20 protein-coding genes and 1 tRNA gene are annotated in these 24878 nt (G+C 57.9%); 10 read left to right on the top strand and 11 right to left on the bottom strand.

Translation table 11 applies throughout. The annotated features are described in order from the left end of the window. Position 1: 1 nt before the first annotated feature. From DHN12_RS06000 to DHN12_RS05965, 8 genes are all read right to left on the bottom strand, one after another. Positions 2 to 925: an alpha/beta hydrolase gene (locus DHN12_RS06000; RefSeq protein WP_108859348.1), complete on the bottom strand. Its 924-nt coding sequence runs from the start codon at positions 923 to 925 to the stop codon at positions 2 to 4. A 12-nt stretch (positions 926 to 937) separates the two neighbouring features. Next, entirely contained in the window at positions 938 to 2827 is a 1890-nt protein-coding gene (locus tag DHN12_RS05995; RefSeq protein ID WP_108859347.1) for an acyl-CoA synthetase, read from the bottom strand. 154 nt (positions 2828 to 2981) lie between these two features. Beyond that, positions 2982 to 4802, bottom strand: coding sequence for an ABC transporter transmembrane domain-containing protein (locus DHN12_RS05990; RefSeq protein ID WP_108859346.1), 1821 nt, complete (start codon positions 4800 to 4802; stop codon positions 2982 to 2984). A 127-nt stretch (positions 4803 to 4929) separates the two neighbouring features. Next, positions 4930 to 5004 (bottom strand) — tRNA-Gly (locus tag DHN12_RS05985). Positions 5005 to 5140: 136 nt separating this feature from the next. Further along, entirely contained in the window at positions 5141 to 6277 is a 1137-nt protein-coding gene (nagA, locus tag DHN12_RS05980) for an N-acetylglucosamine-6-phosphate deacetylase (RefSeq protein ID WP_108859345.1), read from the bottom strand. After that, positions 6274 to 7302, bottom strand: coding sequence for an SIS domain-containing protein (locus DHN12_RS05975; protein WP_108859344.1), 1029 nt, complete (start codon positions 7300 to 7302; stop codon positions 6274 to 6276). The genes nagA and DHN12_RS05975 overlap by 4 nt, the downstream gene beginning before the upstream one ends. A gap of 19 nt (positions 7303 to 7321) precedes the next feature. Beyond that, positions 7322 to 8071, bottom strand: a complete 750-nt coding sequence (locus DHN12_RS05970) for a GntR family transcriptional regulator (protein ID WP_108859343.1) — start codon at positions 8069 to 8071, stop codon at positions 7322 to 7324. Then, a complete protein-coding gene (locus DHN12_RS05965; RefSeq protein ID WP_108859342.1) occupies positions 8058 to 8933 on the bottom strand; it encodes a BadF/BadG/BcrA/BcrD ATPase family protein in 876 nt (291 codons plus the stop codon). Before DHN12_RS05965 ends, DHN12_RS05970 begins: the two co-directional genes overlap by 14 nt. 169 nt (positions 8934 to 9102) lie before the next feature. Between DHN12_RS05965 and DHN12_RS05960 the strand changes: the two genes are divergently transcribed. The 7 genes from DHN12_RS05960 to DHN12_RS05930 all read left to right on the top strand — a co-directional run bounded on the left by DHN12_RS05960 (position 9103) and on the right by DHN12_RS05930 (position 17234). Beyond that, positions 9103 to 9990 carry an N-acetylmuramic acid 6-phosphate etherase gene (locus DHN12_RS05960; RefSeq protein WP_108859501.1) on the top strand — a complete coding sequence of 296 codons (888 nt, stop codon included), beginning with the start codon at positions 9103 to 9105 and terminating at the stop codon, positions 9988 to 9990. A gap of 25 nt (positions 9991 to 10015) precedes the next feature. Then, positions 10016 to 11269 (top strand): ABC transporter substrate-binding protein, encoded by a 1254-nt coding sequence (locus DHN12_RS05955; protein ID WP_058275925.1) that lies wholly within the window; start codon positions 10016 to 10018, stop codon positions 11267 to 11269. 72 nt (positions 11270 to 11341) lie between these two features. Next, positions 11342 to 12256: a carbohydrate ABC transporter permease gene (locus DHN12_RS05950; RefSeq protein ID WP_058275594.1), complete on the top strand. Its 915-nt coding sequence runs from the start codon at positions 11342 to 11344 to the stop codon at positions 12254 to 12256. A 10-nt stretch (positions 12257 to 12266) separates the two neighbouring features. Further along, on the top strand, positions 12267 to 13106 hold the full coding sequence (locus DHN12_RS05945) for a carbohydrate ABC transporter permease (protein ID WP_058275926.1): 840 nt from the start codon (positions 12267 to 12269) through the stop codon (positions 13104 to 13106). Further along, positions 13103 to 14137 (top strand): Gfo/Idh/MocA family protein, encoded by a 1035-nt coding sequence (locus tag DHN12_RS05940; protein ID WP_108859341.1) that lies wholly within the window; start codon positions 13103 to 13105, stop codon positions 14135 to 14137. The genes DHN12_RS05945 and DHN12_RS05940 overlap by 4 nt, the downstream gene beginning before the upstream one ends. Then, the gene (locus DHN12_RS05935; RefSeq protein WP_108859340.1) at positions 14134 to 15129 is read left to right on the top strand and encodes an ABC transporter ATP-binding protein; all 996 of its coding nucleotides are present in this window, start codon (positions 14134 to 14136) and stop codon (positions 15127 to 15129) included. Before DHN12_RS05940 ends, DHN12_RS05935 begins: the two co-directional genes overlap by 4 nt. 215 nt (positions 15130 to 15344) lie before the next feature. Further along, complete coding sequence (locus DHN12_RS05930; protein ID WP_108859339.1) at positions 15345 to 17234, top strand: PhoX family phosphatase; 1890 nt, start codon at positions 15345 to 15347, stop codon at positions 17232 to 17234. Between the two features lie 50 nt (positions 17235 to 17284). On the opposite strand, the gene DHN12_RS05925 is transcribed toward DHN12_RS05930, so the two are convergent. Continuing rightward, positions 17285 to 17851: a tetratricopeptide repeat protein gene (locus DHN12_RS05925; RefSeq protein ID WP_108859338.1), complete on the bottom strand. Its 567-nt coding sequence runs from the start codon at positions 17849 to 17851 to the stop codon at positions 17285 to 17287. A 30-nt stretch (positions 17852 to 17881) separates the two neighbouring features. Then, entirely contained in the window at positions 17882 to 18370 is a 489-nt protein-coding gene (locus tag DHN12_RS05920) for an Lrp/AsnC family transcriptional regulator (protein ID WP_058275736.1), read from the bottom strand. A gap of 102 nt (positions 18371 to 18472) precedes the next feature. Between DHN12_RS05920 and putA the strand changes: the two genes are divergently transcribed. Together putA and DHN12_RS05910 are read left to right on the top strand one after the other, a co-directional pair. Then, positions 18473 to 21874: a bifunctional proline dehydrogenase/L-glutamate gamma-semialdehyde dehydrogenase PutA gene (gene putA, locus DHN12_RS05915; RefSeq protein ID WP_108859337.1), complete on the top strand. Its 3402-nt coding sequence runs from the start codon at positions 18473 to 18475 to the stop codon at positions 21872 to 21874. 42 nt (positions 21875 to 21916) lie between these two features. Beyond that, positions 21917 to 22660, top strand: a complete 744-nt coding sequence (locus tag DHN12_RS05910; protein WP_108859336.1) for a rhomboid family intramembrane serine protease — start codon at positions 21917 to 21919, stop codon at positions 22658 to 22660. Positions 22661 to 22667: 7 nt separating this feature from the next. Here DHN12_RS05910 and DHN12_RS05905 read toward each other — a convergent pair whose 3' ends face one another. Then, the gene (locus DHN12_RS05905) at positions 22668 to 23489 is read right to left on the bottom strand and encodes an IclR family transcriptional regulator (protein ID WP_108859335.1); all 822 of its coding nucleotides are present in this window, start codon (positions 23487 to 23489) and stop codon (positions 22668 to 22670) included. Between the two features lie 190 nt (positions 23490 to 23679). Here DHN12_RS05905 and bhcA point away from each other — a divergent pair, with 190 nt between their 5' ends. After that, on the top strand, positions 23680 to 24870 hold the full coding sequence (gene bhcA, locus DHN12_RS05900; protein WP_108859334.1) for an L-aspartate--glyoxylate aminotransferase BhcA: 1191 nt from the start codon (positions 23680 to 23682) through the stop codon (positions 24868 to 24870). Positions 24871 to 24878: the final 8 nt, after the last annotated feature.

Genomic DNA, 24878 nt, shown 5'->3' with positions numbered 1-24878 from the left:
ATCAGTCGTAGGGCCAGATCTGCTGACCCAACGCCTCGATCGCGACCGAAATCCTCTCAAAACTGTCTGCCGCGCGCTTAACACTGGTACGCGCGCGCAGATAACCGTGAACGAGGCCCGGCTCGTTGATCCAATGCGCATGCCCTCCGGCGGCGGAAATCTTGTCGCAATAAGCGCCACCATCATCCCGCAGCGGATCACAATCTGCAGTCACCACCACGGTCGGCGGAAGACCCGCGAAATCTGTGTCGTGAAGCGGCGCGAAGGTCGGATCATCTTGCGGGATATCACCACCACAACGCACTTTTTCGTAGAACTGAATCTCATCCAGCGTCAAAAGCGGCGCGTGGGCGTGCTCTATATACGACCCTTTCGTGCTGTCACCACCCAAACCGGGGTAGATCAGGACCTGACCCAGCACATGGTCCAACTTACCTCGTCCGTATTGGGCGACTGCGGCCGCCAGGTTGCCACCGGCACTGTCACCCGCAAGGACAATCGGGTCGCCGAATTCCTGCGCCACCCAGTTTGTCGCATTCCAGCTGTCTTGAAACTGCGCCGGGTGGACATGTTCGGGACACAGACGGTAGTCCACGGCCACAACCCGATATCCGGTCTGCGCGCAGATCTCGGCGCAAACATCATCGTGGCTGTCCAGACCTCCAACAACAAATCCGCCACCATGAAAATAAGTGACAGTTCGCGTCGGCTGACCCGCGTTGTAGACCCGGACAGGCACGCCAAATGCCTGCCTGTCCTCAGTCTCGACCCCCTGCGGGCGGGGTTGGCGAAAGTCGCGACACATCGTGTCGTACACCCGGCGTTGATCCTGGATCGACTGTTCGACCGCATCATCGGGATAGCTTTCAGCCGTTCGTTTTATGAACGCCCAAGTCTCTTCATCAATCAGACGTTCATAATCCATGTTTCCTCCCGGTCAGGCAGCCCACTCCCACGGCCGGGTGAACGATCCCAGCACTTTGCTGACATCGTCCTCTGCGGAACCCTTCGCGTCAAGCTGCGCAACGAGTCCGCGTTTCTTATCGTCGATGACCGAAATGACCCGTGCCTCAAGACCAGCCTCTTCCAACGCGCCGTTATAGATACGCGTGATCGCCTGTTTGCGAAGTTCGGGCTTAAAGACCTTACCGACCGCAGTTTTGGGCAGCTCGTCCAGAATGGTCATGTGCTTGGGTTGTGCCGCGCGTTCATGGACATGCACATTGCAATACTCCATCAGCTCTTTCTCGGTCACCGAGGCCCCATCAACCAATTCGACAAAGGCGCAAGGCACCTCGCCCGAATAGGCGTCAGGCTGCCCGATGGCACCGGCAAACGCGACAGCATCGTGCCCCAGCAGAGCTTCTTCGATCTCGGCCGGGTCAATGTTGTGACCGCCGCGAATGATCAGGTCCTTGGCACGACCTGTGATCCACAGGTAGCCGTCCTCGTCAAAGCGTCCCAGATCACCTGTGCGCAGGTATTTGTCGAAGTGATAAAGACCTACGTTCTTGTCCGCCTCGGTATAGGTATTGCCCGCAAAGACACCGGGGTTCGAAATGCAAATCTCACCAATTTCATCTGCGGCGCATTCCTTTGGTCCGTCCGGACCATCCTGCAAGATTTTCACATCCGTATAGGGGAACGGAATACCGATCGAGCCAATCTTCTTTTCCCCGTCCACCGGGTTGCAGGACACCAGACAGGTGGCCTCGGTTAGCCCATAGCCTTCTACGATGGTCACACCGGTCGCTTCTTCGAACCTGCGGAACAGTTCGACGGGCAAAGGCGCTGAACCTGAGAATGCCGTCTTCACGCTTGAGATGTCCGCATCTACGGGTCGCTGCATCTTGGCAGCAATCGCTGTGGGTACGGTGATGATGAACGTCACCTTCCAGCGTTCGATCAGTTTCCAGAAATTGTCGAAAACACCGTCGCCGCGATATCCCGCAGGCGTCGGGAAAACCACATGCGCGCCGGATGAGACGGCAGCCATCATGATCACATGCACAGCAAAAACGTGGAACATGGGCAGCGGGCACATGATCACGTCTTCTTCGGAAAAGAGCAGCGTGCTCCCAAGCCAGCCGTTGTAGATAAGGCCCGAGTATTTGTGCTGCGCCACCTTCGGCATACCGGTCGTGCCGCCGGTGTGGAAATAGCAGGCAACGCGATCTTCATTGCCGTCTTCGAAAGTCAGCGTCGTAGGCTGCTTGGCCAGTTCTTTATTGAAGTTCTTGTAATCCGCATGGGCCAGTTTTTCCTTGTCGCCCATCTTTGGGCGCAGGAACGGCACCAGCCAGGATTTTGGCGGCGTCAGATAGCGGTTGAGGTCAATCTCGAGAATGGTTTTGACGTTGGGCGCGTGGCGCACCGCCTCTTCGACCTTTTGCGCCACATCCGTTTTGGGGAAGGACTTCAACGTCACGACCACTTTGGCACCGGTTTCGCGCAGAATTGCTGCGATCTGCTCGGGCTCAAGTAACGGGTTGATCGGGTTCACGATCCCTGCGACCGCGCCCCCCATCAGGGTGACCAGCGTTTCGATACAGTTGGGCAGCACATAGGCCACCACGTCTTTCTCACCGACGCCCAAAGACCGAAACAGGTTCGCTGCCTGATTGACTTTGCCCAACAGTTGCGACCACGTCAGCGTCTCGGCCTTGTCTGTCGGGCCAGACATAAGCTGAAAGCTGACCGCATCACTGTTTGGGTATTTGCCTGCTGTGCGCGAAAGCAACTGGTGGAAAGTGACCGGAACATCCCGATCCTCCCACGACATTTCCTGCTCCATTCTCGCCTTGTCTTCCAAACCCACAAAGGCCATGTGACTCCTCCCTGTTTTTCTCCCGCGTCTTGCGCGGTTTTTTCCAAAACAAGATGGAAGCAAAACCCCGCAGGTGCAAGCGACGGGTTAGAGGGGCCACGCCCAAATTTGTAGAATTACGCAGCGGCGTAAAACTGACTTCCCTGACGTCAGGCTATTCTGCGGCAACTCCGTCGGTGAATTGCAGGCGCGCCAGGCGAGCATACAAGCCATCCTGAACGACCAGGTCCTCGTGCGTGCCTTGGGCCACGATCTGACCGGCTTCCATCACAACGATCCGATCCGCCTTTTTGACAGTTGCCAACCTGTGGGCCACGATCAGTGTGGTGCGTCCGGCGCGCATCTGGTCAACCGCGCCCTGAACCGCGCGTTCGCTTTCGGCATCAAGGGCCGAGGTCGCCTCGTCAAGTAGCAGAACCGGTGCATCACGCAGGATGGCGCGAGCAATGGCGATGCGTTGTTTCTGACCACCCGACAGCATCACACCGCGTTCCCCGACAAAACTGTCATAGCCTTCGGGCAGTTTCGAGATGAACTCATGTGCCGCAGCTGCGCGCGCGGCGGCCTCAACCTCGGCATCCGAGGCGTCCAGGCGCCCGAACCGGATATTCTCGCGGGCCGAGGCTGCAAAGATGATCGGGTCCTGGGGCACCAATGCCATGTGCTGCCGGAAATCGGATCGGTCGAGGTCGCGCAGGTCAACGCCGTCCAGGCTGACATGACCTGCATCCGGATCGTAGAACCGCTGGATCATTTGAATCACTGTGGTTTTGCCTGCACCCGATGGACCAACGAAAGCCACGGTTTCACCCGGTTGGATCGACAGGGTCAGATGGTCCAGTGCCACAACATCCGGACGGGCCGGATAGTGGAAGATCACATCCTCAAAACGGATCTCGCCCCGAACAGGTGTAGGCAGCGACGCTGCCTTGTCCGGATCAATCACGGTATCCTGCGCATTCAGCAATTCCACCAGACGCTCTGTCGCGCCGGCGGCACGTTGCAGCTCGCTCCAAATCTCAGAGAGGGCGGCGACAGAGCCGGCCATGATGATTGAATAGATCACGAACTGGATCAGAACACCTTCGGTCATCACGCCGTTGCGAACGTCGTTTGCCCCCATCCACAACACGCCGACGATGCCCGAAAATACAAGGAAGATAACGATTACCGTCATCACGGCGCGCGTTTGGATACGTCGAAGAGAAACCGCATAAGAGGTTTCAGTCATATCGCCGAACTGCTTTCGGCTGGCTTTTTCATGCGTAAAGGCCTGAACGGTTTGAACCGCGCTCAGTGCCTCGCCTGCGTTGCCCGACGAGGCTGCAATCCAGTCCTGATTTTCGCGGCTGAGGACCCGCAAACGACGCCCCAGAACAAGTATCGGCACCACCACCACCGGGATCAGCAAAAGCACCAAACCCGTTAGCTTGGCCGAGGTCAGCAGCATCAGAACCAAACCACCCGCGAACAAAAGCATATTGCGCAAGGCAATGGATACGGACGATCCCAGCACAGACTGAATCAGGGTCGTGTCCGTGGTGATACGGCTGAGAACCTCCCCGGTCATGACTCTTTCGTAGAACTCGGGGCTCATTCCTATGACGCGGTTAAACACGGCCTTGCGGATATCGGCCACAACGCGCTCACCCAACCGGGTGACCAGCGCATACCGGATGCCAGTTCCCACCGCCAAAATCGCGGCAATGCCCAGTGCCGCCAGAAAGTACCAATCCAGCAGTTCGCCATCTTCAATTCGGAAATTGTCGACTACTCGGCGTACCGCAAGTGGCAGGGTTAGCGTCATGCTGGCTGTCAACACCAGTGCCAATACCGCACCTGTCATCAGGGCCCGATAGGGCTTCATAAATGGCCAAAGAGACGACAGAACGCCTATCTTCCGCGATCCAGCACGCTCTTCCGTGGCACCGGGTGCAGGTTTGCCCTTAGGCGTGGCTGAGGCAGAGTTTGCCATAATTGGCCCTTACGTCTTTTTCGCACTTAAGTGTTCGCTTCTTGGCGGCCACGGCAAGCCGGGTCAAGAACCACAATATATGACCCAACATAAAAGGGCTATTTGACGCAGAATTTTAGGGCTGATTTGGAGCGGGCGGCGGGAATCGAACCCGCTTCATCAGCTTGGAAGGCTGAGGTAATAGCCAGTATACGACGCCCGCTCAGCGCTGGTCGGTTTAAGCGATGCGTCAGATGTCGTCAAGCGCCGTTCGAAGCCAGATTTCAAATTCGTCGACAAAAATTGACAGGCGATAACCTGCATCCTGCAGGCAGTCTTTCTGGCAGGTAGGGACAAACTCAAGATTGCGCGGGCAGCCATTCGCAACGGCTGAAATCGGCAGATATCCGGATCACCGAACCGTATTCAAAGACGGTTGGCGGGGCCAGCCCGATCAGCTGAGCCGGATAAGAAGTGGCAGCCGCCAGTGCGTCCTGCAACGGTACGCCAACTTGATTGACCAGCACGCCTACGGCGGTCGTCAGGTCCAAATCTGCGCCGGCCAGCGTTCCGTCCGCCAGTGTCAACCTGCCGTCGGTTCGCGTGATTTTGCGGCCTTCAAGGGTGAATTCGGTTTGATCAGTACCCGCCACAGCCATCGCATCGCTGACCAGAAAGATTTGACCCGGCGCAGTTTTCGAAGCCCAGGCAGCGCGCATCGCGGCGGGGTGCACATGGACACCGTCGGCAATCAGCCCTGCAGACAGCGTTCCGCTGGCCAGCGCCGCGCCGACGAGGCCGGGTTCACGATTGCCCAGCTGGCTCATCGCGTTGAACAGATGGGTTACGCAACGCGCACCGGCGGCAGCATACCGCTGGCAAGTCGCAAAATCCGCATCGCTGTGCCCGAGCGAGACAAGGATACCAGCGTCGCTCATGGCGCGGACTTGCTTCTCGGACACACCCTCGGGGGCGACAGTTACCTTCAGGCAGGGAAGTGCATTAGCCGCTTCTATCAGCGTGTCCAGATCCGATGGTTCCATCGGCCGTATCAAATTACCGTCGTGCGCTCCTTTCCGCGCGACCGACAAATGCGGCCCTTCTAAATGCAGCCCTGCAATGCCCGGCACTTGTGCTCGCACTGCCTCGATCGTCGCATCTATTGCTGCGCGGGTTTTGGCGGGTTCGTCGGTGATCAGAGTGGGCAGCAGCGAAATCACACCCAATCGGCGATGGGCGCCGGCAATTCTGCGGATCGTTTCGACCGACGGATCATCGTTGAACATAACGCCATCGCCGCCATTGACCTGCAGATCCACAAAACCGGGGCTGAGGATATCGCCGTTCAGATCTACAACGTCCTTTTCTTCGGTCACCTCAGCGTCGGGGAAAACTTCACCTACACGCCCCTCGCGAAAAACAATCGCGTGGCCGTTTAACAACCGGCTGCCGTCGAAAATCGGCCCGTTTCGAAAGATCACCTTGCGTTCTGTCATACCGTTTCGGTCACTTTTTTAAGGTGCCGCGGTGCGTCCGGGTCGATCCCCCGCGCACTGGCGACGGCCTCTACCATGCTGTAGAAAGACGTAATCGCCGTTATTGGGTCGGTGATCCAATGATCCGTTCGAACCACTGGCAGAGCCTGCGCACGCGATACTTTGGTGGTCGTCGCAAAAACCGCAGCACCTTTTTCGGCCAAGGCATCAGCCGCATCGGCAGTCGCCTGTTCGGCTGCATCATTGGCCGCGAACGAAATCACCGGAAACCCTTCTTCGACAATCGACACCGGGCCATGCAGCACTTCGGCCGCTGAATAGCTTTCGGCGTGAATTTGGCATGTCTCTTTGATCTTCAATGCAGCTTCGTCAGAGATCGCATAAGAAGGCCCCCGACCAAGCGTAAACAAAGACCGCCCGGTGATAGTTTCGGCTGCAGCCGACCAATCGCATTGGGCCGCTCGCGCCAGGTATTCGGGCAAGGATTGGATCGCCCCGATCAATTCAGCATCCTCTTTGACCTCGGCCAGCAACCATAGACCTGACACCAACGAGGTCACAAACGTCTTGGTTGCTGCGACGCTCAGTTCCGGCCCCGCGTGCAATGGCAGAACTGCATCCGCCACGTCGGCCAGGCGCGATTCCGAGTTGTTGGTCACCGCAATCGTCAGTGCGCCTGAGTTTCGCAAAGACCCTGTGAGGCCAACGATATCCGGGCTTTGGCCGGATTGCGAGACGGACAGGCAGACAGATCCTTTTGCCCTGAGATCCACCCCGTAAATCGAACTGACGGATGGCCCTACTGAGGCAACCGGTAATCCAAGAAGCAGTTCACTGGCATATTTCAAATAGCTGCAGGCATGGTCGGATGATCCCCGGGCGACCGAGATCAAAAAACGTGGATCCGTATCCCTTACGCTTTGCGCAGCTGCTCGGATATTGTCTGCCCCCGTGCTGAGCAATCTGTCGACGGCATCAGGGATCTCCAGAATTTCCTGACGCATTTTCGAGTTCTTTTCGGACATTTGATCCCGGTCCTTCCGGTTATAGGCGCAATTCAGCGACAAAGTCATAAGCGTCGCCGCGATAGAGCGACCGCGTCATCTCTGCGACCCGCCCGTTTTTCAAAAATGAGATACGCTCAATGTTCAGCCCCGCCGCACCTTCGGGCACCTCCAGCAGTTCTGCTTCTCGCGCGGCTAGATTCAGAGCCGATATCTTTTGCACCGCGCGCACCGGGCGGCGCCCCAGACCATCAAGCACTTCGTACAGAGACGTCGTGACTTCGATTGGGTTCGGCAGGATATCCAGTGGCAGCGCAGCACGTTCCAACGCCAGCGGACGCCCGTCCGCCTCGCGCAGGCGGTAAATGCGGGATATCTGCTCACCCTCTGACAGATTCAGCGCAGTGACCTCTTCCGGGGTTGGCGCAAATACTCCGCGCTCCAACCACTTTGAAGTTGTCTCCATTCCTCGGCTCGACATATCTTCGGTGAACGAGGTCAGGTGTTTCAGCGATTGTTCAACCCTTTGAACACGTTCCCGAATGAAGGACCCTGACCCTTGGCGCTGCTCGATCACACCTTCCTGCACCAGCTCCTGAATCGCCTTGCGCACGGTTACGCGGGACAACTCAGTAATTTCCACCAGTTCCCGTTCGGATGGCAGCGATGAGTTCGGCGCAAGGACGCCCGTATCGATCCCCTCTTGCAACCTGCGCCGCAACTGCACGTAGCGGGGACCATTTTCCGAGGTCAGCCAAAGATCAGAGCGTAGGAATTCAGCAATGCTCATGCGGGACCTCCTTCGCCAAAGCCAGTGCCCCGGCCAACGGCTCGCCCGATGGAGGGCGTATCTCTGACTGCATGGCAGCAGGCAGATAGTGCGCATAGTGCGGAGAGATACCGCCGGTCAGGCAGATCGCGACTTCTGGCTGCCATCCGAGACGTGCCGCCATATCGGCGATGTAAGTAGCACCGGCCTGCATAATTTTTCTGGCGACGTCGTCTCCGGAAACTGCTGCAGTGGTAACCATCGGGGCCAACGCGCCGAACTCTGTCGGCGTCGCCCGCCCGGCAAATTCGACGATCCCTGCACTACCGCCAAAATCATCCAGAAATTTCTGCGTAAGATCGCTAGTAACCTGAATTCCATCCACGGAATTCAATGCTTCTGCCAATGCAAAACGACCAACCCATTGCGCAGATGCCTCATCCCCCAATACTGGCCCCCACCCCCCGGCAAACCGCATCACCCGATCCTTCTGCAAAGCAACAAAGGACCCCGTGCCACAATGGGCGATCAAGCCGTCCTGAGACGCGAGCGCCCCTCGCAGCGCGGCTGGTCGATCATCGGAAACGCGCGCCCGCGTTAGGCCCAGCGCGCTCTGCACGCGACCCGCAATATGGTCATCTGTGACGCCAGCCAAGCCGACAAAGGCGGGCATCTGAGTCAGGTCCTGAACATCTACAGCAAGCGTTTGCGCAATCTGGGTGATCCCCGATTTCATCTGCAGGACGGACGCATCAAAATCTGTCGAGACATTGGCAGCCCCGGTTTCAACAGAATGGACAATACCAGCGACTTCACATGCAACCCGACATCGGGTTCCGCCACCATCTATGGCCAGTACAGCCTTGCTCAGAGACTCAGTCATGACAATACCATTATAATACCTATTTGAATTTAGGAAGGCCAAAATAGGCCGATTTCCGCAGCTTTTCTCTGTTTTGATACAGAATACGTTGATTTCCACTGGAAAAATAAAATTATGGACAAGTGGTATTGAATAGGTATTGTATTGGGAACCGCAAAGGGGGATTCTTTTGACGCTGCCGCCGACCGAACAACTGCATCCAGACGCCAACAAGCTGGACCCACAAGACCCTGTCGCCTCTGCTCGGGCCCTGGCTGAGGGGCAGATTGCAGCCGCGACCTCAGCGCGTGGCGCATTGGACGCGATCGCGCGGGGCGGTAACGCCATGGCACAGACCATCCGCGCCGGCGGCGTGCTGCACTATGTGGCCGCAGGCTCGTCCGGGTTGATGGCCGCTGCCGACGCGCAAGAGCTGGGCGGCACCTTCTCAATCCCTGCGAACCAACTCCGTATACATATGGCAGGCGGCCTGCCTACCGGTGTCGAAATGCCCGGAGGCGCAGAAGACGAAGCCGACGGACTAGCGGACGCGCTTTCGACATTGCAACCGACGGATACGATCATCGCAGTGTCCGCAAGCGGATCGACGCCATATACCCTGACCGCCAGCAATATCGCACAGTCATTTGGCGCAACCGTTATCGGAATTGCCAATAACGCAGGCAGCCCTTTGCTGGAAAGCGCGGATATTCCGATTCTTTTGGCAACGCCGCCGGAATTAATCTCGGGCTCGACGCGTATGGGTGCTGGAACAGCTCAGAAAATCGCTCTGAACATGCTGTCGTCTCTCATGGCGCTGCAACTTGGCCACGTTCACGGCGGTATGATGGTCAATTTGCGCGCTGACAATGACAAGCTTAGGGCGCGGGCCACCGGAATCGTCGCGCGGATCGCCGACGTTGATGCAGAATCAGCAAAGCACGCGCTGGACGCCGCGAACGGAGACGTGAAGCCGGCGGTGCTAATCGCTGCACGTGGCATATCCCCCAAAGATGCCTCGGCCGTTCTGGACGCAAGCGGCGGGGTTCTGAAATCCGCACTGGAACAAGATAAATAACTGCTAACCAACTGGGAGAACACGAATGAAACGCAATAGCCTGAAACTGGCCTTACTGGGCACGACCCTGATGGCTTCTAGCGCCTATGCCGAGGACGTCACGCTGATCATCGAAAGCTGGCGCAATGACGACCTGACCTTGTGGCAGGAACAGATCATCCCGGCGTTCGAAGCCAAACACCCTGGGATCAAACTGCAGTTCACCCCATCAGCTCCGGCAGAATACAACGCTGTGTTGAACTCGAAACTGGATGCGGGTTCGGCCGGTGATCTTATCACGTGCCGTCCGTTTGATGCGTCGCTGGCACTGTATGAGGCCGGGCACCTGACCGATCTGTCTTCGGTCGACGCGATGAGCAACTTTTCGGACGTGGCAAAATCGGCATGGCAGACGGATGACGGCTCGGCCAGCTTCTGTGTTCCGATGGCGTCGGTGATCCACGGCTTCATTTACAACAAGGATGCGTTTGCTGAGCTGGGCATCGACGTGCCTACCACCGAAGACGAGTTCTTTGCTGCACTCGACAAGATCAAGGAAGACGGCACCTACATTCCGATGGCGATGGGCACCAACGATCAGTGGGAAGCCGCCACAATGGGCTACAACAACATCGGCCCAAACTATTGGAAGGGCGAAGAAGGTCGTCAGGCCCTGATCGCAGGTGAACAGAAATTGACGGATGAAGCCTGGACCGCCCCCTACGCTACTTTGGCACGCTGGGGACAGTATCTGGGCGACGGATATGAGGCTCAAACCTATCCCGACAGCCAGAACATCTTCACCCTGGGCCGGGCTGCGATTTACCCTGCCGGGTCGTGGGAAATCGCTGGCTTCAACACACAGGCCGATTTCGAAATGGGCGCGTTCAAGCCGCCGGTCCAAAACGCGGGCGACACCTGCTATATCTCTGACCACACTGATATCGGCATCGGCATGAACGCTGCCTCCGAGCACCCCGAGGCCGCTGAGACCTTCCTCGCGTGGGTCGCAAGCCCCGAGTTTGCCGAAATCTTTGGCAACGCTGTGCCGGGCTTCTTCCCGCTGTCTAACACTCCGGTCGAGCTGGCAGATCCGTTGGCCAAGGAGTTCGTCGGATGGCGCGATGAATGTGAATCGACCATCCGTTCGACATATCAGATCCTGTCGCGCGGCACGCCGAACCTTGAGAACGAGACCTGGGGCGCATCCGTTGCTGCCATCAAGGGCGCCAACAGCCCCGAAGAACTGGGCGCCGACCTGCAAAAAGGTCTGTCCTCCTGGTACGCTCCGCACCAGTAAGCCCTGATCTGACACATACCCGGGCGGTAGTGATCGCCCGGGTATCCCCGACACTCCTTTGAAAGCAATCCCATGAACCGCCCCCGCTTCCGCTGGCATATCCTTGTGTTTCTTGCACCGGCCGTTCTTGTTTACACGGCGGTGATGATCTTCCCGCTGTTCAACACGCTGCGTCTGGCGCTTTATACCGAGATTGACCAAAGCCGCGTTTTCGTTGGATTGCAGAACTTTCAAACCCTGTTCTTTGATCCGATCTGGTCCGAACAGTTCTGGAACGCCTTGGGCAATAACTTCTGGTTCTTCCTGATCCACATGCTGGTTCAAAACCCGATCGGGATCGCCTTGGCCGCCCTGCTCAGCCACCCGCGCCTGAGGTTTGCGGCCTTGTATCGGTCGGCGATCTTCATTCCCACGATCCTGAGCTTTGTGATTGTCGGGTTCGCGTGGAAACTGATCCTCTCGCCGATCTGGGGCATTGCGCCGTCGATGCTGGATGCCGTCGGGCTCAAGTCGCTGTTCGCCCCATGGCTGGGGAAAGAGGAATACGCCTTGACCACACTGGCGCTGATTTCGGTCTGGCAGTTTGTCGGCATCCCGATGATGTTGATCTACGCCGCCTTGTTGACCATTCCGGAAGAAATCCTTGAGGCTGGAGAGATCGACGGGATCACCGGAACTGCGGCCTTCTGGAAGATCAAACTGCCGCTGATCCTGCCCTCGATCGGGATCATCTCGATCTTGACCTTCGTGGGGAATTTCAACGCTTTCGATCTGATCTACGCGTCACAAGGCGCGCTGGCGGGGCCGGATTTCTCGACCGATATTCTTGGTACCTTCATGTACCGCACATTCTTTGGCTTCCAGCTGCAACTGGGTGACCCGCATATGGGTTCGGCTATCGCCGGGGCGATGTTCGCCATCATCCTTGTGGGAGTCTGCATCTACCTGTTCGGCATCCAGACCCGGATGCGCCGGTATCAATTGTGAGGGCCACGCGATGAACAAAGCACGTCATAACCCCCTCAACATGGTCGCGATGCACGGCGCGCTGATCCTGTACACGCTGATCGCGCTGTTTCCGGTCTTTGTTATCCTGATCAACAGCTTCAAATCCCGCCGCGCGATCTTTCGCGAACCATTGGCTCTGCCCAATGCTGACAGCTTCTCGATGATTGGCTATGAGACGGTGATGAAGCAGGGGGACTTCTTCCTGTATTTCCAGAACTCGATGATCGTCACAGTGGCGTCGCTGTCCTTTATCCTGTTGTTCGGCGCGATGGCCGCCTATGCGTTGTCGGAATACCAGTTCAAGGGCAACCTGATCATGGGGCTGTATCTGGCGCTGGGGATCATGATCCCCATCCGTATCGGCACCGTGGCGATCCTTGAGATGATGGTGGCGACCGGGCTGGTAAACTCGCTCTGGGCGCTTATCCTGGTGTATACTGCCCAAGGGTTGCCATTGGCCGTATTCATCCTGTCCGAATTCATGCGTCAAGTCAGCGATGACCTGAAGAATGCCGGGCGCATCGACGGTTTGTCCGAATACACGATATTCTTTCGCCTTGTTCTGCCTCTAGTCAGGCCCGCGATGGCGACCGTGGCCGTGTTCAACATGATCCCGATCTGGAACGACCTTTGGTTCCCGTTGATCCTCGCCCCAGCCGAAGAAACCAAGACCCTGACGCTGGGCAGCCAAGTGTTCATCGGCCAGTTCGTGACGGACTGGAACGCGGTCCTGTCGGCCCTGTCGATGGCAATCCTGCCGGTGCTTGTCCTGTATGTCATCTTCTCGCGCCAGCTGATCCGCGGCATCACATCCGGAGCAGTCAAATGACCCGCGTTCTGATTGCAGGCCTCGGCAATATGGGTTTGAGCCACGCGTTAGCCCATCACCAGCACCCTGACGCGCAGATCGTTGGCTTGGTGAACCGGTCTGGTCGTGTGGATCATCCAGACCTTGCTGGCTATCCGGTGTTTACCGAATTCGACACGGCGCTGGCTGAAACGAAACCCGATCTGGTCGTGGTCGCCACCTACTCTGATAGCCACACGGATTTCGCCTGCGCGGCGATGGAGGCTGGCGCACATGTGTTTGTTGAAAAACCGCTGGCCACTAATGTCGCCGACGCCCGGCGTGTGGTCGAAAAAGCAACGCGGCTGAATCGTAAGTTGGTGGTTGGATATATCCTGCGCCATCACCCCTCTTGGATGCGGCTGATTGACGAGGCGCGCAATCTTGGCGGGCCCTACGTGTTCCGGTTGAACCTGAACCAGCAGTCGTCAGGCGCGGAATGGGAAACGCATAAGGCACTGATGCAGACGACTTCGCCCATTGTCGATTGCGGCGTGCACTATGTCGACGTGATGTGCCAGATCACTGACGCGCAGCCCCTCCGAGTGCATGGTATGGGCCTGCGCCTGTCGGATGAAATCGCACCGGACATGTACAATTACGGCCAGTTTCAGGTGGTCTTCGACGACGGCTCGGTCGGCTGGTACGAGGCTGGATGGGGCCCGATGATGTCGGAAACAGCGTTCTTCGTGAAAGATATCGTGTCGCCCAACGGGTCGGTCTCGATCACCGACGGAAACAAGGGTGCGTCTGCCGACATCGACGGCCATACCAAAGTCGGCGGCTTGCTGGTCCATACACCGCAAGGCGACCACAAGATCGAGATGCCGGACGAACCCGGCCATCAAGACCTTTGTGATGCTGAGCAGGCTTATGTGCTGCGCGCCATCGCCGAAGATATCGACCTGACCCGTCATATGAATGACGCCGTCCAATCGCTCGCCATTTGTCTGGCTGCGGATCAAAGTATCCGAACCGGCCAGCCCGTTTCCCTTGAGGAGCCCGCATCATGACCGCCCTGACGCTGAACAATGTGAACAAGTCCTTTGGCAACGTGCATGTCCTGAAAGACATCACGCTGGAGGTTGAAGAAGGCGAATTCGTCGTCTTTGTCGGCCCGTCGGGCTGCGGCAAGTCCACCCTGCTGCGGGTGATTGCGGGGCTAGAGGATGCATCGTCCGGTGAGATCAACATTGGCGGGCAGCAGGTCAATTTGGTGCCGCCATCCAAGCGCGGGATCGCGATGGTGTTCCAAAGCTATGCGCTCTATCCCCACCTCAGCGTTCGGGGCAATATGACCCTTGCACTGAAACAGGAAAAGCAGCCCAAATCGGAAATCGAAGGCCGCGTGGCCAAAGCCAGCCGGATGCTGAACCTTGAACCCTATCTGGACCGCTACCCTTCCGAGCTGTCAGGCGGCCAGCGCCAGCGTGTTGCCATCGGGCGCGCCATTGTGCGTGAACCTAAACTGTTCCTGTTTGATGAGCCGCTGTCCAATCTGGACGCCGCCCTGCGGATGAACACTCGGATCGAGATCGCCAACCTGCATCGGGCTCTGGATGCATCAATGATCTATGTGACCCATGATCAGACCGAAGCGATGACGCTGGCCGACAAGATCGTTGTTCTGCGCGATGGTCGGGTTGAGCAGATCGGTAGCCCGATGGAACTGTACAACAACCCCGCAAATCAGTTCGTCGCCGGGTTCCTGGGCTCACCTTCTATGAACTTTCTGCCTGAAGCGTTAATTCAAGAAAGCGGTCAGAACACGATCGGAATTCGCCCCGAGGACCTGTTCCTGTCAGATGACGGCCCGCTTGCCGCGCGTGTCAGCCATGTGGAAAAGTTGGGCGGGGACACCAATGTGATAGCCAAAGTTCAGGACCACGACGTCACAGCCCGTTTGTTTGGCCAACATGCCATCGCAGAAGGTCAAGAATTGCGATTCGGATATGCATCCGAGAAAGCCTATCGCTTTAACGAAGCAGGGCAGCGACTGGCTTAAAACGGCATTTCGCTGGGATCACGCAACCTGATCGTCACAATTACATTTTACCAACATAACAAGCGCGGCTGGCAGAAGGCTTTTGTGTGCTTTCGCCAGCCGATTGGCATTTTCTTCGGGGCCAAGTGAAGTCATTAATAATGTTGTTAAGAACATGTCACAAAGTCGCCCTACATGCCTTTCATCGACTACTCTAAGACAGCCAGGAGCCATTCATGAAAGACGTTGATACCACCACCCTGTCCGCCGACGATTGGGACGAGCTGCATTTCCCCCGCCCCGAGGAAAACGATTTTGATCGCGTCGTCGAAAGCGCCATCTCACGCCGTGGCTTTCTGGCTGGTGTAGTGGCTTTTGGCTCAGGTGCCGCCGCGATGGGTGCGGGCCTGATGGGTTCAACTGCCGCACACGCTGTCACAGTCTCGCGCTTTGCCTTCACGCCGATTGCCGTTCAGACCGACGGCACCGTTCACGTGCCGGAAGGCTATGAGTGGAAGGTTATGACCCGCTGGGGCGACCCGCTGTTTTCCGATGCCGACGGCTATGACATCACCGATGGTGGCCCAGTTGAAAAATCGGACCGCATCTTCGGTGAAAACACCGACGGGATGGAGACATTCTCGTTCCAGGGCCACGAGTTGATCGCGATCAACCACGAATACCCGAACCGCAAAATCAACCTGCCCGCCGCGCAGGAAGGTGTTCCGGCCAACGCCGACGATGTTCTGAAGTTGCAGAACATTCAGGGTGTCACCGTGATGGAAATCACCGAAGGCCCCGATGGCTGGTCGGTCGTCAAGGACAGCCCTTTCAACCGTCGTATCCACCACAATACGCCGATGAAGATCGTTGGCCCGGCCGCCGGTCACGACCTGCTGAAAACTGAAGCTGATCCGACCGGAACTACGTCGCTAGGTACGATGAACAACTGTGGTGCGGGTAAAACTCCGTGGGGTACCTACCTGACCTGCGAAGAGAACTTTAACGGCTACTTCGGGTCCAGCGACGAAAACGCCACCTACGACCAAAAGGTTGCAGATGGCTTCAAACGCTATGGCGTCAAGGCCGAAAGCTGGAACGGCTATGAACTGTTCGATCCTCGTTTCGATACGTCGAAAAACCCGAACGAGCCGCACCGCGCGGGCTGGATCGTCGAAATCGACCCGACCAAGCCCGACAGCACGCCGGTCAAGCATACCGGTCTGGGCCGTTTCAAGCACGAGAATGCCGAGGTCACTCTGGCCGCAGATGGTCGTGTTGTTGTCTACATGGGCGACGATGAGCGGGGCGAGTACCTTTACAAGTTCGTCTCAAACGGTACGTACCAGCCAGGCGGCGAGACCGAGAGCCTTCTGAACGACGGCACGCTCTACGTCGCCAAGTTCAACGACGACATGAAGGGCGAATGGCTGGCTCTGACACCGGAAACCACCGGGATGGACGAAGCCGATATCGCAGTCTTTACCCGTATGGCCGCGTCCAAGGCCGGCGGCACGACCATGGACCGCCCTGAATGGGTCGCATCCAGCCCTGTTGCGGTAGAAGCGTATTGCTGTCTGACCAACAACAAGAACCGTGGCGTGAAGGCTAACGCCGGTGGAGATGACACCTCGGTCAACGCCCCCAACCCGCGCAAGGCCAACAAGTACGGTCAGATCGTGCGCTGGCGCCCCGCAAATGACGACCACGCCGCCGAAGGGTTCGATTGGGACCTGTACGTCATGGCGGGCAATCCGACGGTTCACTCGGACGATCGCGCCGGTTCGGCAAACGTGAATGAAGGGAACCTGTTCAACTCGCCCGATGGCATGGTGATAGACTCGACCGGGTTGATCTGGATCCAGACGGACGGCAATGACGACAATGAAGGAGACTTCGCAGGCAACGGCAACAACCAGATGCTGGTTGGGGATCCGATCACCGGGGAGATCGCGCGCTTCATGACCGGCCCGAACGGTTGTGAGGTCACCGGTCTGGCCTGGTCCAGCGATCTGCGCACCATGTTCGTTGGCATTCAGCACCCCGGCAGCAATTGGCCGAACGGCGGCACGCCACGGTCGTCGGTGATAGCAATCAAGCGTACCGATAACGGTCTGGTCGGCTAAAATCTTAATAGTCAAAACGCCCCCGGCCTTGCGGCTCGGGGGCGTTTTTTTCAGATATCCTCACCCGGCACGGCCAGCGGTCCTCCCGGAGCCATAAGATGACGTTCCGATAGCCAAGGGTTCAATTCCAATGCCTGGGACAACGCCTCACGCGCTTCATCAACGCGTTGAAGCCCCAACAAAGTCAACGCGCGGCCACTGATCGCGGCAACATGGTTGGGTGACAACTCGATTGCCTTGTCCAAGTCGGGCAGCGCGGATTGAAAATCCTGACGCAGGTAGTGGGCGAATGCGCGTTGGTTGTACCCTTCGGCGTAGGACGGGCAGTACGCGACCAGCTTGTCAAAATCTTCAATCGCGCCCAGCAAGTCCCACGCATTTCGACGTGTCATGCCACGGTCCAAAACGGCCTGCGCGCTTTCGTCCGGGGCATCGGTCCAGAACTCCCATAACTGACCGGACAGTGCACGAGCGGACTGTTCGGTTTCAGCGCTCTGTATCTGTTCCAGAACCGCCGATACATCTGCGGAATGGTCTGGCGCGACAGGGCAGTCTTGCGCATTGGCCGCAAAAACGGTCGCAGCATAGAAAATTGAGGCGTAAGCAAAGCGTTTCATGCGCCAATGGTGACGCGTGCAACCTGTTCGTCAACCCATCGCATCCAAGGCCCCAGACATCCCGGTCTCTTTCACAGCCTCCATCGCGACAAAGGTTGAGGTGCTGGCGACATGCGGTAATGATGAGATCTTTTCGGCCAGAACCGCGCGGTATTCCGACATAGACCCGGTGCGAATTTTCAGAAGGTAGTCAAAATTCGACGCAATCATATGGGCTTGTTCGATCTCAGGCACTTTACGAACGGCCGCGTTGAAATCGGCTAAAGCTCTCTCGCGCGTGTCAGTCAATCGGACTTCGACAAAGGCTACGTGGTCCAAACCAAGGCGAATGGGGTCCAGCAAGGCACGATATCCGGTAATGATGCCATCAGCCTCAAGTCTCTTCACACGTGCTTGAGTTGGGGATTTCGAAAGCCCGATACGCCGCGCGAGATCGGCGATGGGGATCCGGCCGTCCTCGGCCAGAATCGCCAGAATTGATGTGTCAAACCGATCCAGCCCCGGAAAGTCTTTTTGCATCGTCCAAACCTCATAAAACAGGCTGATCGCCTGACCAAAGACAAAACTAAGGCAATCGTCCCGAAAAATCGACACTATATTACTCAAAAGACCGGAGGACACATGTCACACAGCCTGCGCGCCCGCATTGATGCCAAAACCTATGCCGATCCGTCGGAAATTCTTGACGCGTTGATCGCAAATGCTGATCTGAGCGAAGCCGACCGCGCCGCGATCTGCGCGGCTGCAGCGCAATTGGTGCGTGATATCAGGTCCAGCACCTCACCCGGTATGATGGAAGTGTTCCTTGCCGAATATGGCCTGTCCACCGACGAAGGCATCGCGCTGATGTGCCTGGCCGAGGCGCTGCTGCGCGTTCCGGACGCTGACACGATCGACGCGCTGATCGAGGACAAGATCGCCCCGTCGGATTGGGGCAAGCATCTGGGTCAATCCTCATCGTCTCTGGTCAATGCGTCCACATGGGCCCTGATGCTGACAGGCAAGGTGCTGGATGAAGACAAGACCTCTCCGGTCGGTGTCTTGCGTGGTGCGATCAAACGGCTGGGCGAACCCGTAATCCGAACGGCCGTCGGGCGTGCGATGAAGGAAATGGGTCGCCAGTTTGTCTTAGGCGAGACCATCCAATCCGCCTTGGACCGCGCCAGCGGCATGGAGGCTAAGGGCTACACCTATTCCTACGACATGCTGGGCGAAGCCGCGCGAACCGAAGCCGATGCCGCCCGCTATCACCTGTCCTACTCACGGGCGATTGCTGCAATCGCCGAAGCCTGCATTCACGACGATATCCGGGCCAATCCGGGGATTTCCGTCAAGCTGTCGGCGCTCCATCCACGCTATGAGTTGGCGCAAGAAGCAGAAGTCATGGAAGAACTGGTGCCCCGGTTGCGGGCCTTGGCCCTTTTGGCCAAGGCAGCTGGTATGGGCTTAAATGTAGACGCTGAAGAAGCAGATCGCCTCTCCCTGTCTCTGCAGGTGATTGAGGCAGTGATGGCCGAACCGGCCCTGGATGGTTGGGGCGGCCTGGGTATCGTCGTTCAGGCTTATGGCCCGCGCGCCGGGATCGTGCTGGACACACTGTATGACATGGCCGGGCGCCACGATCGAAAGCTGATGGTTCGTTTGGTCAAAGGGGCCTACTGGGATACCGAGGTCAAACTAGCTCAGGTTGAAGGCATCGATGGCTTTCCCGTGTTCACGCGCAAGGCGGCCACGGACATTTCTTACATCTCGAATGCGCGCAAACTGCTGGGTATGACCGATCGAATTTACCCGCAATTTGCCACCCACAACGCCCATACGGTCAGTGCGATCCTTCACATGGCCGATGACCAGCCATTCGAGTTCCAGCGCCTGCATGGAATGGGCGAAACCCTGCACCAGCTTGTCAAAGACCAAAACAACACACGGTGCCGGATCTATGCGCCGGTCGGGGCGCATCGGGACCTGCTGGCCTATCTGGTGCGGCGTCTGCTGGAGAACGGTGCAAACTCGTCATTCGTTAACCAAATCGTGGACGAGAACGTTCCGCCGGAAGAGGTCGCCGCTGATCCGTTCCTGACCATTGTGGATCAGGCACGACCGCTGCCAACCGGACCGAACCTGTTCCAACCCGAACGCGTGAATTCGAAGGGTTTCGACCTTCACCACACCCCGACATTGGACAAGATCGACGCCGCGCGGGATGCATTCCGGGCGCACCACTGGTATGCGCAGCCGCTGTTGTCCGGCGATGCAAGCCCGGAACAGGACCAACCGGTCACCAATCCGGCCCAACCACAGGATCGCCCCGGAGCAATCGCCCCTGCCAGCGCCGAGGATGTCGAGCTTGCCCTGAATTCCGCGGCACCGTGGCAGGCACCACCAGAAGAACGGTCGCGTATCTTGAATACTGCTGCCGATCTATATGAGGCTCAATTTGGCGAGCTTTTCGCCTTGCTCGCGCGCGAGGCAGGTAAGTCCCTGCCCGATGCCGTTGCCGAACTGCGTGAGGCGGTCGATTTCCTGCGCTACTACGCTGCGAACATTCCCGATGCGGAACCGGCAGGCGTTTTCACCTGCATCAGCCCTTGGAACTTCCCGCTCGCTATCTTCACAGGCCAGATTTCAGCGGCCTTGGCCACAGGCAATGCGGTCCTGGCCAAGCCCGCACCACAAACCCCGCTGATCGCGCACCGGGCCGTTCAGTTGCTGCACGAAGCAGGAGTTCCCCGCCACGTGCTGCAATTATTGCCCGGCGGCCCGTCTGTTGGTACGGCGTTGACTTCTGACCCGCGCGTATCCGGCGTGGCGTTTACCGGATCGACGGCGACTGCTTTGAAAATACGCGCAACCATGGCCGATAACCTGCGCCCCGGCACACCCCTTATCGCCGAAACCGGAGGGTTGAACGCGATGATCGTGGACAGCACCGCCCTGCCTGAACAGGCCGTTCAGTCCATCATCGAAAGTGCGTTTCAATCTGCCGGGCAGCGGTGTTCTGCCTTGCGGTGCCTCTATGTCCAGGAAGATATCGCCGACGATTTGCTGACAATGCTAACCGGTGCGATGCAGGTTCTGCAGATCGGAGATCCTTGGTTGATCTCAACCGATTGCGGACCGGTTATTGATGAGGCGGCGCGCCAGGACATCGCAGATCACGTTGCCAATGCCCGCGCCGAAGGCCGCGTTTTAAAGGACACGCCTATACCGGCAGAAGGGACTTTCATCGCCCCAACACTTATTGAGATACCCGGCATTTCCGCACTGAAGCGTGAGATCTTTGGCCCTGTCCTGCATGTCGTGCGCTTCAAGGCATCTGAGATTGATCAGGTGATCGCCGACATTAACGCAACCGGGTACGGGCTGACATTTGGTTTGCACACGCGCATTGACGACCGGGTGCAACACATCACCGAGGCGGTGCATGCGGGCAATATCTACGTTAACCGTAACCAAATCGGCGCAATCGTAGGATCTCAGCCATTCGGCGGTGAGGGGCTTTCGGGCACAGGCCCCAAGGCGGGTGGGCCGAACTATATGACCCGGTTCTGCGCCCCGGACCGGCAGCAGTCCGACAAACAGTGGGAACGCCCGATGAGCGAGTTGCCGGATGTTCAGGGTACGCCCGCGTCGGTGCAGACCCAATCCCTGCCCGGTCCGACAGGTGAATCCAACCGGTTGAGCGAATTCCCACGCGCGCCATTGCTGTGTATGGGTCCCGGAGCCGAGGCCGTACGCGCACAGGTTGGCGCCGTTCAGGCGCTGGGTGGTACGGCCATTCAGGCGACGGGTTCGCTAGACTTGCATCGGCTGGAGAACATGACCGGGATATCGGGCGTTCTTTGGTGGGGCGATGACGATACAGCGCGTGAGATCGAACGTCACCTCGCCCGCAGAGACGGTCCGATCCTGCCGCTGATCCCCGGCCTTCCGGACCGCGCACGAGTTCTGGCCGAGCGCCACCTGTGCGTTGATACAACAGCCGCGGGCGGCAATGCCGCATTGCTTGGGGGTGCGGCGTAAGCATGCCTTGACGCTGGGCCGGGAAAAGCCCAGCGTCGCCTCATGTTTCCAATCCGCGACCATAACCCTTCGGGGCGTACACCCTATGTCGTCTATCTGCTGATGGCGGCCAATATCCTGATATTCCTCAGCTATGTGGGCATCATGAACGATGCCCGGCTGATCAATCAGCTGTATAACGACTATGCGATTATCCCGGCGCGGATCACGGACGGTTTTGCGTTTGAGACACTCGTGACCTCGATGTTCCTGCACGGCGGTTGGATGCATCTTGCTGGAAACATGCTGTTCCTGTGGATTTTCGGCGACAACCTCGAAGATGAAATGGGCCACCTGCCTTTTCTGCTATTCTACGTTGCCGCCGGGATCGGAGCGGGTCTGATCCATGTCTTCACAGCCCTGGGCTCGGTCGTGCCGACCATTGGCGCATCCGGAGCGATTGCGGGGGTCATGGGTGGTTACCTGCTGCTGTTCCCCAAGGCCCGCGTGGATATCCTGCTGATCCTCATCGTCTATTTCCGCATATTCACAATTCCTGCCTTTGTCATGCTGGGGGTCTGGTTGGCTATGCAATTCTTTGGCAGTCTGGCCAGCAACCCGAATGAAGGCGGGGTGGCCTATTGGGCGCATACGGGTGGGTTTTTTGTGGGCCTGATCTTGTGCATCCCAATTTGGCTGCGGCGCGGCGGTACTGATTTTTGGGGCCGCACCCACGGCCATCCGCCGCATCCTGAACACAAGTACAAGTTAACTCAGTCCCGTATTCCCCGCGTACCGCGCAGGTAGCAGGGATTCAGGTTTTCGGTATCTGGCCGCCGCTAAGATGGGTGATTTCCCGCGCTGCGGCCAGAACCAATTCACCCAGCGTATGCGCTCGATCCGCGCCAAACCGAGCGGTCGGACCCGATACCGAGATCCCTGCGCATGGCTCCCCCCGATCATTGAAAATCGCCGAGCCGATACAGGACATGCCCTGATATCTTTCTTCCCGGTCATGCGACCAGCCGCGTGCACGGGTCTTGGCAAGATCCTGTTGTAGTCCGTCGCCCGGTATCTGCGTGTTCGCGGTGAATTCCACCGGATCAATCGCCCCCAGCGTTTTGGCCAACCCCGTTTCGGTCATCGCGGCAAGGATCGCCTTGCCGGTGCCAGAGGCATACATCGGCGTTCGTGCCCCGGGCGGGAAAAAGGCGCGAATGGGGTTCGGAGTTTCGACCTGCCCGACAAAGACCACCTCGGACCCATCCGGCACCGCCAGGTTGGCGGTCTCACCGCTGTCCTGCATAAGGCGCCTCAGGATTGGGCGCCCGATTTCAAGCACGCTGTTGCGGCGCAGGAACGAAGCGCCGGTCCGGTACGCCTCGATCCCGATCATCCATTCCTGACGTTCGTCGTCGAATGCAACAAACCCGTGTTTCTGCAAGGTCACCAGAATGCGGTGCGTCGTAGCCGTCGGCACATCGATCTCTCGCGCCAGATCGCTGAGTGCCGCACGTTCCAACCGGGCCACCGTTGTCAAAACGCCCAGCGCCCGATCCAGCGATTGCATGGTCCCGGCCGAACTTTCCTTGAACAGGGATTTGGGTCTGCCGCGCGGTCTTTTCTGATTGTCCATCACCCTACTCCCTTGCTCTACGCCAGAATATTTCTGAACCATCCATTTTTGAGATTCAAAAATGAAAAACGAAAAACTTCATAAATACAGCGTGTTAAATATTTAATCGCAAAAATGAAAATGTTTTTCAAGAAAATTGCACGTCGTGAGCTTTTCCCGGACACTTACATCCAAAGCGGAGGAATAACAGATGTCCAACCAAAACCCGGTTTTCATACCCGGCCCAACCAACATCCCAGACCGGTTGCGTCTTGCCATGCAGGTTCAGACGCAGGATCACCGCGCGCCGGACTTTGTCGAAACTTTTGCACCTGTCCTTGAGGACACAAAAAAAGTGTTCGGCACCACGACCGGCCAGATCGTGACCTTCCCGTCCAGCGGCACCGGCGGGTGGGAAGCAGCCGTTACCAACACACTCAGCTCCGGCGACAAGGTTCTGGTTGCGCGTTATGGCGTGTTCAGCCATCGCTGGATCGACCTGTGCGAGCGTCATGGGCTGGACGTACAGATCGTCGAATGCCCTTGGGGCACCGGCGCACCCGCTGATCAGTTTCAGGCCGCGTTGGCCGATGATACCGCGCATGAAATCCGCGCTGTTCTGGTGACCCACAACGAAACAGCCACCGGAGTGCGTTCGGACATCGCCGCGGTTCGCCAAGCGATGGATTCGGAAAATCATCCTGCGATGTTGTTCGTCGACTGCGTCAGCTCTCTGGCCTCGATGTCGTTCGACTTTGACGCTTGGGGCGTCGACATCGCCGTGTCGGGGTCGCAAAAAGGGTTCATGCTGGCAACTGGTATGGCGATCCTGTGCGTTAGCCCAAAGGCACAGGACGCGATGAAAAGCGCCAAGCTGCCGCGTACCTTCTTTGACTTCGACGATATGATGGCGGCCAACGCATCGGGCGGGTTTCCCTATACTCCGCCGCTGCAACTGATCTACGGCATGCGCGAAAGCCTCAAGATGCTGTTCGAAGAAGGGCTTGAGAACGTTTATGCCCGGCATTTCCGACTGGCCGAAGGTGTGCGCCGCGCCGTTGACGCATGGGGGCTGAAACTGGTCGCGCAATCGCCCGATCTGTATTCTGACACTGTCAGCGCGATCTACGTGCCAGACGGGTATGATAGCAACACACTTACTGACCACGCGTTCAACGCTTATGGCGTGTCCTTTGGTATTGGACTGGGTCAACTGAATGGTAAGGCGTTCCGCATCGGCCATCTGGGCAGTCTGACGGATGTGATGGTTCTGTCCGGCCTCAGCACAATCGAGATGGCGATGGCCGATCTGAACTATCCGATCACTTTGGGCAGCGGGGTCGCGGCGGCGCAGGATTATTATCGCACCGGCCCATCTGACCGCGCCCAGGCCGCAGCCTGAGGAGGGTG

It is taken from the genome of Ruegeria sp. Alg231-54, assembly GCF_900143525.1.
In the GTDB taxonomy this organism is placed as follows: domain Bacteria; phylum Pseudomonadota; class Alphaproteobacteria; order Rhodobacterales; family Rhodobacteraceae; genus Ruegeria.
Note: the sequence above shows the minus strand (reverse complement) of the source record. Positions and strands in the feature narration are given on the sequence as shown.

What these genes read in the sequence shown, in the direction of transcription:
- DHN12_RS06000 (WP_108859348.1), bottom strand. Translation starts at nt 925, where the DNA reads ATGGATTATGAACGTCTGATTGATGAAGAGACTTGGGCGTTCATAAAA.
- DHN12_RS05995 (WP_108859347.1), bottom strand. Translation starts at nt 2,827, where the DNA reads ATGGCCTTTGTGGGTTTGGAAGACAAGGCGAGAATGGAGCAGGAAATG.
- DHN12_RS05990 (WP_108859346.1), bottom strand. Translation starts at nt 4,802, where the DNA reads ATGGCAAACTCTGCCTCAGCCACGCCTAAGGGCAAACCTGCACCCGGT.
- nagA (WP_108859345.1), bottom strand. Translation starts at nt 6,277, where the DNA reads ATGACAGAACGCAAGGTGATCTTTCGAAACGGGCCGATTTTCGACGGC.
- DHN12_RS05975 (WP_108859344.1), bottom strand. Translation starts at nt 7,302, where the DNA reads ATGTCCGAAAAGAACTCGAAAATGCGTCAGGAAATTCTGGAGATCCCT.
- DHN12_RS05970 (WP_108859343.1), bottom strand. Translation starts at nt 8,071, where the DNA reads ATGAGCATTGCTGAATTCCTACGCTCTGATCTTTGGCTGACCTCGGAA.
- DHN12_RS05965 (WP_108859342.1), bottom strand. Translation starts at nt 8,933, where the DNA reads ATGACTGAGTCTCTGAGCAAGGCTGTACTGGCCATAGATGGTGGCGGA.
- DHN12_RS05955 (WP_058275925.1), top strand. Translation starts at nt 10,016, where the DNA reads ATGAAACGCAATAGCCTGAAACTGGCCTTACTGGGCACGACCCTGATG.
- DHN12_RS05950 (WP_058275594.1), top strand. Translation starts at nt 11,342, where the DNA reads ATGAACCGCCCCCGCTTCCGCTGGCATATCCTTGTGTTTCTTGCACCG.
- DHN12_RS05945 (WP_058275926.1), top strand. Translation starts at nt 12,267, where the DNA reads ATGAACAAAGCACGTCATAACCCCCTCAACATGGTCGCGATGCACGGC.
- DHN12_RS05940 (WP_108859341.1), top strand. Translation starts at nt 13,103, where the DNA reads ATGACCCGCGTTCTGATTGCAGGCCTCGGCAATATGGGTTTGAGCCAC.
- DHN12_RS05935 (WP_108859340.1), top strand. Translation starts at nt 14,134, where the DNA reads ATGACCGCCCTGACGCTGAACAATGTGAACAAGTCCTTTGGCAACGTG.
- DHN12_RS05930 (WP_108859339.1), top strand. Translation starts at nt 15,345, where the DNA reads ATGAAAGACGTTGATACCACCACCCTGTCCGCCGACGATTGGGACGAG.
- DHN12_RS05925 (WP_108859338.1), bottom strand. Translation starts at nt 17,851, where the DNA reads ATGAAACGCTTTGCTTACGCCTCAATTTTCTATGCTGCGACCGTTTTT.
- DHN12_RS05920 (WP_058275736.1), bottom strand. Translation starts at nt 18,370, where the DNA reads ATGCAAAAAGACTTTCCGGGGCTGGATCGGTTTGACACATCAATTCTG.
- putA (WP_108859337.1), top strand. Translation starts at nt 18,473, where the DNA reads ATGTCACACAGCCTGCGCGCCCGCATTGATGCCAAAACCTATGCCGAT.
- DHN12_RS05910 (WP_108859336.1), top strand. Translation starts at nt 21,917, where the DNA reads ATGTTTCCAATCCGCGACCATAACCCTTCGGGGCGTACACCCTATGTC.
- DHN12_RS05905 (WP_108859335.1), bottom strand. Translation starts at nt 23,489, where the DNA reads ATGGACAATCAGAAAAGACCGCGCGGCAGACCCAAATCCCTGTTCAAG.
- bhcA (WP_108859334.1), top strand. Translation starts at nt 23,680, where the DNA reads ATGTCCAACCAAAACCCGGTTTTCATACCCGGCCCAACCAACATCCCA.